We start from the raw sequence: 6,660 nt of genomic DNA, 5'->3' as shown, positions 1-6,660 counted from the left end.
TACCAACATGTTGGCGTTATTGTAACCGTAATTCTCCGCCCCACTCACATTATCCTGCTTTGTTAACCGATTGCCCATCGCATCGAACGTGTAGCTCTGCGTCTCCCCATCCCCGTAGTTCACGCTCACCAAACGGTTCAGGCTGTCGTAACCGTACTGCTCCGTGCGCACGTTCCCACTGCCATCGGTTATCTGGTTGGTCAACCGTTGCCCGTCGTTATCGTAACTGTACACGTTCTGATACAACCCCTTCGACTGCCAACCCCCACCGCTCACCTGCCAATGGTAACTCGTGCTCTCTTGGGTAAGCCAGTTGTGGTTCTCATAGGAGTAATCCGTCTCCATATAACTGACCAACGTCGGGTTGCTGCCGGTGGTGAATACCTGGTTCGTTATGGCTACCCACACCTTCCCTAACTCATCAAAATTATAGGTCACCAGCCGGCCCTGGTCATCGGTTACCTGCCACAGCAACAAACATTGGGAGTTGGGGTCGTCTTTGGGAAGCGCCTCATAGGTGTAGCCGTTGCTGGCTGTATAACTATACTGCCATGTTCCCCCACCATTGGGCAAGCTCATTGAGAGGCGTTGCCCCACCAAACCGTAGGTATAGCTTATCGTGCCGTCTACCGGGTCGCTCACACTCGTTACCCAATCGCACCCCGGGGCATACGTAAAACTCGTTACACCCCTGTTATCGCTTACACTGGTGGTGCGCCCGTTGGCATCGTAGCTGACTCAACGACACCACGGCTCGCTTCTTGTACCGATCGCGCGTTTAATCGCGTTTAATCTTGTTTCTTAGGGTGAATATTTTGTGGATGCGCCTCGCATCTCCCGTGTAAAGTGGATACATCCTTTTCATTGCTGTCTATGGCACGTAATAAAGTGTGAGAACGCTCCGATCGTAAGCCCCTTAACAACACCTGGCTGATTTTGCTCATTCTTCCGGCACTCTTGTGGCTTGGTCTTAGCAATAGCTTACTACTCGGCAAACCTAAGGTAGTCCTTTGCCTTTTTTGGATCGTAGCGCTTATAGCTTCATATAATGCCTTTCCTGTAAAAAACCTATGAAGTTGAGATAATAGATACCATGAAAGCGAAAACATAACAGAGCTGCCAAAACCATTGGGAATATAGCCTGCAAGTTTCCAATGGTTTTGTTAACTTTCTCTCCACGCGCTATCTTTTTGTCCTGCTCAGATATCTTCTTATACAGATAATAAGTCGTCAGTAGGCCTAGGATAGTGGAGCAAAGCCAGCCTCGGTCATACTCTGTCATACCCTTCGCTTCCTCTCATGAGAAGTTTACCTGAAGCTTCCCATGCGTCAATTTTTCGCTTCCCCTAAGGACTACCTCCGGAAAACGCGATCCCCGGATGCAGCAAAAAGGTATCGCCCCACTCGGCATAAGTTAGGTTTTTTACATGCTCATCACAAAATAACACATTGTAGCGCGGCCAAAAACGAAATACATCCCCGTGCCATCGGCCACTGCCATCAAACAACAGGCTCGTCCCCGATGGAGACATTAAGCTGCTGTCGGTTAAGTGAAGAGCGCCCAATGCCGTCTGGTAATAATAGCTTGTGCCGAACTTGGCATAACTGCTCGGCAATGCAAACGGAGGATGACCGAAAGGGTCTATATAGCGCCCGCTACCTTCATCCAATTTAAAGCCGGTATCGGCAGGGCAATGAAAAACCTGCCGCTGACGCACATAGGGTTGTAGCACATCTTGAAGCAGGGGCAGAAAGGGAATTTCTGCATTGAAAGACGGCCAGAAACTCCATAAGTCCGGTTCATACTTATCCGCCGGGTCTACCGCATAGGGATAGTAGCCGTCATAGTCCTGTTGATACAAGCTGGTAGCTATTCCGATTTGATGGAGGTTTGAAAGGCACACGGTTTGGTAAGCCCGATGACGCGCTTGCAGAACCACCGGAAACAGGAGGGCGGCCAAGAGTGAAAGAATGGCCAGCACCATCAGCAGCTCAATGAGACTAAAGCCTCTCCGCAGTAGCCCCTGCAGAGAGGAGGGGTGCTCCCCATAGCTCATATGCATCTTGATTCTCCTAAATTCCTCTAAAAGGCATAAGGCTAACAAGGCCTGATCCGTGCCAAGTCTTGTGAGCGATGACGGATTTCATGTGTTTTTTCTCCTGTCTGATGGGTGTTTACTATTGAACAGAGTTGAATGGAGGCACAAGCTCCTGCTCTGTAAATGCGTACTTAATCGCCCGACCTGCCCTGTGAGAGGTGAATGTATCCTGCGTGATGCGTCCACTCGCCCATATGGACACGCTTACACCACCGGAGACCATAGACTGAGAAACACGAAAATCTCGATATCTTCGGAAATCCCTCAAGCACATCTCTACACAGAGTTGCCGTTCCTTGAGATCGGGTTCTTGTGTAGAAAGACTTTTTACTACATCCATTCCCATAGGGTTCCATGAAAATGGAATGCCATCTATTTGCGCGTCAATGTCTCTATGAACTTCTACATGGCCAGGAGATATGAGGCGAGTTCTCAGCGGTGTGTGGGGAATAGCCTCTAAAACGCGCATCATGGAAGCGGTATCTCGTGTAGGATCGGGAGTGTGATACATCTCATGCAAAAGCCCAATATGGTCTCTCGCCCAAAGTGTATAATACTCCTGCCTTATCTTCAGAGCCGCTTTCAGCTGCTGAGAAAGCGGATGTTGCGCACGAATCTGCTCCATATAGGTTTTGTCGAGAGTTGCTTGGTCTACCGGACTATGTGCTTGGCTATAGCGCCAGTAGGTATAGAGCAGAATGCCGCCCGCCAGCGTGAATAAGGCTATCACCAAGCCGATCTGCAGAGATAAGGAATTGGGCTTCATAAACTTTTCCTTCAGGCGCAAAAATCTAAGTGCGCCGCCACATAGGCCTCAAAATCGGCCCCGCACTCCTCCGCCTCGATGGCCGGCAGCCCCAAAAGGCGCCCCATCCTTTCGGCAGCAGAGGCATAAGGGGGATACGAAACGTTCACCGACATCTTGGTATCTCTCCTTTGTTGCCGTTTTGTGAGAAACGCGAAAGGGGCAAAGTGCCCCAAGATGAATGCCTCCATTATAGAGACACTTGCCAGAATTGTCAAGCGTTTTTATATGAAATTTTTGTTAAGAACGGGGAAACGAGGCGGGGAAGGGAGAGGGCGTAGATACAGATAGATGCCCACATCGGCCGGGGGAATGGGCGATCCTCGTGCCGGATTAATGCGCAGATTTGTCAATAGTTGCCGCCCCTCCCCTTGGGGAGAGGGGCGGCGAGAGGTTTCGGGTGCGTCTCTATGAGGACAGCAACTGTTGCTTGCGTCGCTCCAAAGCTTCGCGCTTGGCCTGCCATTCGGCCAAAGTCGCACGCTCCTTCTCCACAATCTCCGGCTTGGCTCGCTCCACAAACTGAGGGTTGTTGAGAAGCCCCTCCGAACGGGCTATCTGCTTCGCTACCGCCTCCAGCTCCTTGTCAATGCGCTCCAGCTCTTTGGTGCTATCCACCTCATCTCCCAAACAGAGAAGCACCTCTAAACCGGCCAGTGCTTCGGCAACCCACTTTCCTTCACGATCTTGCTGACCGGAAGAAGCCTCACCCAGAGAGAGCCTGCTCAGCCGCGCCAGCGCTTGGATGATGGGCAAAGCCGGCTCTAGAAGCGGGCGCAGCGTCTCATCCGAGGGCACTATCGCCCCCTCCACGCGCGCCGATGCCGGCACGGAAAACTGGGCGCGAAGATTACGCAACGCACGTACCACCTCCTTAATCCGCTCCATGCCGGCACAGGCCTGGGCATCGAGAAAAGCCGGATCGGCCTGTGGGTAGGGCGCCAGGCAGATGGTGTCGCCGGAATGGGGCAACCGCTGCCATATCTCCTCGGTAATGAAGGGAATGATGGGGTGCAGAAGGCGAAGGGTGGTCTCCAACACTTGGGCCAAGAGGGTGCGCACAACATCGCCCTCCTGCGGTTGTCTCAGCCGCAACTTGGCTATCTCGATGTACCAATCGCAAAAGTCGTCCCAAAAGAAGTGATAAAGGGCGTGGGTCGCGTCGTCCATATCGTAGTTGGCGAGGGCGGTGTTTACCTTTGCGATGGTCTCGTGGAGCCGTGAAAGTATCCACCTATCTTCTATTTTCTGCAGGCTGTGGGGAAACACTTCCGCGTGGTGCCTCTCCGTACCGATGGCAGAGAGAACGAAGCGGGAGGCGTTCCACAGTTTGTTGCAGAAGGTGGCGGCGATTTCGGTGCGCGCTGCGCTGTAGCGAATATCCTGGTTCTTGCCGGCCTGCTGCATAAGGGAGAAACGGGTGGCGTCGGCCCCGAAGCGGTCAATCAGCTCGATGGGGTCTACGCCGTTGCCCTTGCTCTTGCTCATGCGCTCCCCTTTTTCATCCAGCACGGTGGCGTGAATGTAAACGTCGCGGAAGGGGATGATGGCGCGCTGCTTGCCGTTCTCCTCCAGCAATCCGTCGGCTTCGGGGGTGCGATCGGCCGGCCTTTTAATGAAGTCAAGCCCTGTGATGATCATGCGGGCGACCCACAGATAGAGTATCTCCTGCGCGGTGGAAAGCAGATTGGTGGGGTAGAAGTAGGCAAGCTCCGGCGTCTCGCGCGGCCAGCCGAGGGTGGCGTGAGGCCACAAAGCCGAAGAGAACCAGGTGTCGAGCACGTCCTCATCTTGCCAAACGTTCTCCGTGCCCAGCTTGGCCACCGCTTCCTCCCGACTGCGGGCGAAGGTGTGTTGGCGCTCTCCTCCTGCTTCGGTCCACCACACCGGAATGCGATGCCCCCACCACAGCTGCCGACTGATGCACCAATCGCGGATGTTCTCCATCCATCGCAAATAGATTTCGGTGTAGCGTTCGGGAATGAAGCGGATTTTGCCCTGCTTCACCACCTCGATAGCGGGCTGGGCAAGCGGCTTCATCCGAACGAACCACTGTTCGGAAAGCAGCGGCTCAATCACTTCTCCGCTGCGGTCGGAAATGGGGGTTTGGATGGTGTAGTCCTCTATTTTTTCGAGGAGACCCAGAGCCTTCATGGCCTCCACCACTTTCGCTCGGGCCTCGTAGCGGTCTAGTCCGGCGAATTCGGGGCCGGCGGCCTCTGTCATGCGGCCCTCTTTGTCAATGACCACGATTTGAGGCAGGTTGTGGCGCAGCCCACACTCGAAGTCGTTTAGGTCATGCGCAGGGGTTACCTTTACGGCACCGGAACCGAACTCCGGCTTGGCATAGTCATCGGGGATAAGAGGGATAAGCCGATCCGTGAGGGGAAGCCGCAACAGGCGTCCGAAGTGGGGCTTATAGCGAGGGTCATCGGGATGGGCAGCCACCGCGGTGTCGCCTAGCATCGTCTCCGGGCGCGTGGTGGCGATGGTAATGAAGCCGTTGCCATCGGCAAAGGGGTAGCGAAAATGATAGAGCTTTCCGGGTCGCTCCTCCACGTTAACCTCGATGTCGGACACGGCGGTTTGCAACTTCACGTCCCAGTTCACCACGCGCGTGCCGCGGTAGATGAGGCCGCGTTCATACCACGAGCCGAACACCGTCATAATGGCCTCGACGTAGGAGGGGTCCATGGTAAAGCGCACACGCTGCCAGTCGTAGGAGCAGCCCAGCTTCTCAAACTGATAGTAGATGCGGTTCCCGTACTGCTCGCGCCACTGCCAGCAGCGCTCAATAAACTTCTCTCGCCCCAACTGTTGGCGTGTGAGGCCCTCCTTCTCCAGCTCTCGTTCCACCACGGTCTGTGTGGCGATGCCGGCATGGTCGGTTCCCGGCAAACAGAGGGTACAAAAGCCGCGCATTCGGTGCCATCGGGTAAACACATCGAGAATGGTGTTGTTGAGCGCATGGCCGATGTGCAGACTGCCCGTGATATTGGGTGGGGGGATGGTAATGCAGTAGGGCGGACGCGACGGGTCTGGCTCTTCATGAAAGAAGCCCATCTCCTTCCATCGAGCATACCATCTCTCCTCCACCTGGGAAGGGTCGTAGCTTTTCGGCAACTCCGAAGGCAAGGCGAAATCTTGTGTTGTCATCGTCCTCAACTCCTCTTCACACGTGCAAAAGGTTCCCATGAAATAAGCCCGCGTCGTTTCCTCTTGAAGAGGAAGGACGCGGGCCTGTTGTACCCACGCGGTACCACCTTCCTTCCCGAACTTTCCGGCGAAAGCTCGGGCACTTAGGGCGCGATAACGGGCGCACCCGTCGCGCCTACTCAAACCCTAACGCAGAGGGTTCTTTGGGCGACGCGACTCCGAGGCGACGTTCGATGCGGCCACATCGGGAAGCTCTCAGCATCTGCCTCCCTCTCTGTAGATGCGCCTGCATCTACTCCTCCTCTTCTTCGTCTTTAACCATAACGTATGATACTAGTTCTCTATACGGCGGCTGCGTAACGTTTGTTGGCGAGGGCCTCGGAGCCGCATAACGTGCCGCACAAGCCTCTTTACTCAAGCCCCTACCGTTCTGCGTTTTTTCGAGCGGCAGCGGCTACAGCCTCCCAACCGCCCAGGCGATACATGGATTTGCCGCACACGGCACAGTACCCCTTAAGGTCGTATCGCCCACGGCGATTGCACACCTGAATGGCATTCTGCATTTGGCGCTTGGTTCGACAGTGCACGCAGTAGCCGATA

At 54.7% G+C, this 6,660-nt stretch carries 5 protein-coding genes, 1 pseudogene and 1 other annotated feature; all 6 genes and pseudogenes read right to left on the bottom strand.

Features of this window, described 5'->3' with window-relative positions; all coding sequences use genetic code 11:
* Nucleotides 1–642, bottom strand: a pseudogene (locus tag VKV18_RS03415) (hypothetical protein); the annotation flags it as partial.
* Nucleotides 643–1,346: 704 nt separating this feature from the next.
* The gene (locus tag VKV18_RS03410) at nt 1,347–2,063 is read right to left on the bottom strand and encodes a prepilin-type N-terminal cleavage/methylation domain-containing protein (RefSeq protein WP_324202825.1); all 717 of its coding nucleotides are present in this window, start codon (nt 2,061–2,063) and stop codon (nt 1,347–1,349) included.
* Nucleotides 2,064–2,178: 115 nt separating this feature from the next.
* Nucleotides 2,179–2,865, bottom strand: coding sequence for a hypothetical protein (locus VKV18_RS03405; RefSeq protein WP_324202824.1), 687 nt, complete (start codon nt 2,863–2,865; stop codon nt 2,179–2,181).
* Nucleotides 2,866–2,876: 11 nt separating this feature from the next.
* A complete protein-coding gene (locus VKV18_RS03400) occupies nt 2,877–3,020 on the bottom strand; it encodes a hypothetical protein (RefSeq protein ID WP_324202823.1) in 144 nt (47 codons plus the stop codon).
* A 292-nt stretch (nt 3,021–3,312) separates the two neighbouring features.
* Nucleotides 3,313–6,060 (bottom strand): valine--tRNA ligase, encoded by a 2,748-nt coding sequence (locus VKV18_RS03395; RefSeq protein ID WP_324202822.1) that lies wholly within the window; start codon nt 6,058–6,060, stop codon nt 3,313–3,315.
* Nucleotides 6,061–6,129: 69 nt separating this feature from the next.
* Nucleotides 6,130–6,378, bottom strand: a binding site (T-box leader).
* A gap of 104 nt (nt 6,379–6,482) precedes the next feature.
* Nucleotides 6,483–6,647 (bottom strand): DUF5679 domain-containing protein, encoded by a 165-nt coding sequence (locus VKV18_RS15915; protein ID WP_414647174.1) that lies wholly within the window; start codon nt 6,645–6,647, stop codon nt 6,483–6,485.
* Nucleotides 6,648–6,660: the final 13 nt, after the last annotated feature.

The sequence above is a fragment of the Chthonomonas sp. genome (assembly GCF_035294505.1).
Classification (GTDB): domain Bacteria; phylum Armatimonadota; class Chthonomonadetes; order Chthonomonadales; family Chthonomonadaceae; genus Chthonomonas.
The sequence above is the reverse complement of the archived record's forward strand: the minus strand, read 5'-3'. Positions and strand labels throughout refer to the sequence as shown.

Coding starts and splice junctions, on each gene's coding strand:
- VKV18_RS03395 (WP_324202822.1), bottom strand. CDS start 6,060: ATGACAACACAAGATTTCGCCTTGCCTTCGGAGTTGCCGAAAAGCTAC.
- VKV18_RS03405 (WP_324202824.1), bottom strand. CDS start 2,865: ATGAAGCCCAATTCCTTATCTCTGCAGATCGGCTTGGTGATAGCCTTA.
- VKV18_RS03410 (WP_324202825.1), bottom strand. CDS start 2,063: ATGCATATGAGCTATGGGGAGCACCCCTCCTCTCTGCAGGGGCTACTG.
- VKV18_RS03400 (WP_324202823.1), bottom strand. CDS start 3,020: ATGTCGGTGAACGTTTCGTATCCCCCTTATGCCTCTGCTGCCGAAAGG.